This window comes from Herbaspirillum sp. B65 (genome assembly GCF_000333555.1).
Lineage (GTDB): Bacteria > Pseudomonadota > Gammaproteobacteria > Burkholderiales > Burkholderiaceae_D > Herbaspirillum > Herbaspirillum rubrisubalbicans.
Genome location: NZ_BADI01001214.1, coordinates 1 through 3,128, shown reverse-complemented (window position 1 = coordinate 3,128; position 3,128 = coordinate 1). Strand labels below are relative to the sequence as shown.

3 protein-coding genes are annotated in these 3,128 nt (G+C 62.6%); all 3 read left to right on the top strand.

The annotated features are described in order from the left end of the window. On the top strand, positions 1-649 hold a 649-nt coding region (locus tag I5W_RS28630), incomplete at its 5' end, for a dienelactone hydrolase family protein (protein WP_044531802.1). A 197-nt stretch (positions 650-846) separates the two neighbouring features. Next, positions 847-1,569: a gluconate 2-dehydrogenase subunit 3 family protein gene (locus tag I5W_RS28625; RefSeq protein WP_044531801.1), complete on the top strand. Its 723-nt coding sequence runs from the start codon at positions 847-849 to the stop codon at positions 1,567-1,569. Between the two features lie 2 nt (positions 1,570-1,571). Further along, the coding region (locus tag I5W_RS28620; protein WP_044531800.1) for a GMC family oxidoreductase at positions 1,572-3,128 on the top strand (1,557 nt) is incomplete at its 3' end.

Sequence of the window (3,128 nt, the reverse complement as noted above, 5' to 3'; positions counted from 1 at the left end):
GCTCTCACAGACCCGCCCACAGACCTCGGGCGTGTTGACCGTGCCCAACTACTTCGGCCTGCGCCAGCAGGCGCTGGAAATCGCCGCCACCACCATCGGTGCCGGCCATGCCATCTTCGTGGCCGACGTGTTCGGCAAGACCCTGCGCCCGGCCAACCCGGACCAGGCCCTGGCCGCCATCATCCCCTTGAAGCAGGACCGCGCCCAATTGCGCAAGCGTATGCAGGCTGCCTTGCAGGCGTTCGGCCAGCAATCCTTCGTGAAGATCGCCGCCGACAAGTTCGGCGCCTGCGGTTTTTGCTTCGGCGGTACTGCTGCATTGGAGCTGGCGCGTGATGGTGGCGAAGTGCGCGGTACGGTGTCGCTGCATGGCGCGCTCGATACCCCGGCCCCCGCCGCCAGCAAGGTCAAGGGCGCGGTGCTGGTGCTGCACGGCGTGCAAGACCCGTCGGTGCCGCGCGAGCAGGTCAATGGCTTCATCGATGAGATGAGCGCGCTTCAGATCGATTGGCAACTGGTCAATTATGGCCAGGCCGGTCATTCCTTCACCGACCCGGATGCCAACAATCCGGGCTTCTTCTACCACCGTCAGACCGCCGAACGCGCCGCTGTGGCGCTGCAAGCCTTCTTCGGCGAAGTGCTGGCCTGATGTCCTGAAGCAGGGCGGTGCCACCGTCCTGTCGATCTGATGGTCATTCTGTGCGGCTGTGCCCGAAACGGCCGCACAGGGGCCTCACCATAACAACAAGAACGCGTCCATCCGGTACGCAGGGGGTTCATCCTTGCATGGCCTGTTGTGCCAGCGTCCCGCATTGCCCTCGTCAAAACCACATCCAAAGGATACCCATGTCAGAAGATAAAGAGCCCAGGCGGCGCTTTCTGCGCCAGGTGTTGGCCATCGTCCCAGCCGCGACCACGCTAGGCGGCGCCACCACCGTCGCCGTGACCCAGCCGGCCATGGCCGACAGCAGCGAACCGGGCAAGCCCCGCGCCTACACGCCTACTTACTTCAGCGCGCCCGAATGGGCTTTCCTCAACGCCGCCGTCGATCACCTCATTCCCTCGGATCAGTACGGCGCCGGCGCGCTGGAAACCGGCGTGCCCGAGTTCATCGATCGCCAGATGGAAACCCCCTATGGCGCCGGCAAGCTGTGGTACATGCAAGGCCCCTTCCACCCGGATAGCGTGCCCGAACTGGGCTACCAGCTCTCGCTGGTACCGCGCGACATCTATCGCCAGGGCATCGCCGCCTGCAACGACTGGTGCAGCAAGAACCACGGCAAGGTCTTCGCCGAACTCGACAAGGCCCAGCAGGTGGACGTGCTCAAGATGATGGAAGCCGGCAAGATCACTTTCGATACCGTGCCGGCCAAGACCTTCTTCAGCTTCATGCTGGGCAATACCAAGGAAGGTTATTTCGCCGACCCGATGTACGGCGGCAACCAGAAGATGGGCGGCTGGAAGATGGTCGGTTTCCCCGGTGCGCGCGCCGACTTCGCCGACTGGGTGGATCAATACAACGTCAAGTATCCATACGGCCCTGTGTCGATTCTGGGAGAGAAGGGCTGATCATGGCTATCAAAAAAGACAAAGTGGATGTGGTGATGGTGGGCCTGGGCTGGACCGGCTCCATCATGGGCATGGAGCTCACCGAAGCCGGCCTGAACGTGCTGGCGCTGGAACGCGGCGACATGCGCGATACCAATACCGATACGCCGTATCCCAAGGCCGTCGATGAACTGAAGTATTCCGTGCGCGGCGCGCTGTTCCAGGACCTCTCGCGCGAGACCGTGACGATTCGTCATACGCTCTCGGACGTGGCCGTCCCCTACCGCCAGCATGGTTCCTTCCTGCTGGGCGATGGCGTGGGCGGCGCCGGTTTCCACTGGAATGGCATGATGTACCGCAACCTGCCCGAGGAGCTGGAAATGCGCTCCCACTACGAGCAGAAGTACGGCAAGAAATTCATCCCCGAGGACATGACCATCCAAGACCATGGCGTGACCTACAAGGAGCTGGAGCCGTTCTACGATTTCTCGGAAAAGGTCATGGCCGTTTCCGGCAAGGCTGGCAATCTCAAGGGCAAGATCGTCGCTGGCGGCAACCCGCTGGAAGGCGAACGCAGCGATGAATTCCCCAACCCGCCGCTGCAATACCAGTACAGCGCCTCGCTGGTGGAAAAGGCCATGCGCGAGGTCGGCTACCATCCCTATCCGGCACCGGCGGCCAATGCCTCGCAGCCCTTCACCAATCCGTATGGCGTGCGCATCGGCCCCTGCAACTACTGCGGCTTCTGCGAAAACTATGGCTGCTACATGTATTCCAAAGCCTCGCCGCAGACCACCATCCTGCCGGTGCTGTTGAAGCGCAAGAACTTCGAAGTGCGTACCAAGGCGCAGGTCATCAAGGTCAACCTGGATGCCGCCGGCAAGCGCGCCACCGGCGTCACCTACATCGATGCCCAGGGCCGCGAGGTCGAGCAACCCGCCGACCTGGTGCTGCTGACGGCCTTCCAGACCCACAATGTGCGCCTGCTGCTGCTCTCCGGCATCGGCAAGCCCTACGACCCGGTGACCGGTGAAGGCGTGGTCGGCAAGAACTTCGCCTACCAGTACAACGGTGGCATCAACGTGATCATGCCCAAGGGTACGCAATTCAATCCCTTCATCGGCACCGGCGCCGGTGGCGTGGGCATGGACGACCTCAATGGCGACCAGTTCGACCATGGCCCGCTGGGCTTCATCGGTGGCGCCTCGATCCGTCACGTGCGCTACGGTGGCCGTCCCATCAAGCAGGCCGGCACCATGCCCGGCGAGAAAGTCCCCAGTTGGGGTTCCGAATGGAAGGCCAGCGTGCAGGATGCCTACCAGCGCACCCTGACCATCGGCATGTCCGGCTCGGTGATGGCCTATCGCGATTGCTATCTGTCGCTGGACCCGACCTACAAGGATGCCAACGGCCAGCCGCTGTTGCGCATGACCCTGAACTGGAAGGAAAACGAAGGCAAGATGCTGACCCACATCGCCGGCGAGATGGAAAAGGTCGGCCAGGCCATGAACCCGGAAAAGGTCGTCAAGGCCGTGCGCAGGACCGGTTCGTCCTGGGATACCAGGGTCTATCAATCGACC

Coding starts and splice junctions, on each gene's coding strand:
- I5W_RS28625 (WP_044531801.1), top strand. CDS start 847: ATGTCAGAAGATAAAGAGCCCAGGCGGCGCTTTCTGCGCCAGGTGTTG.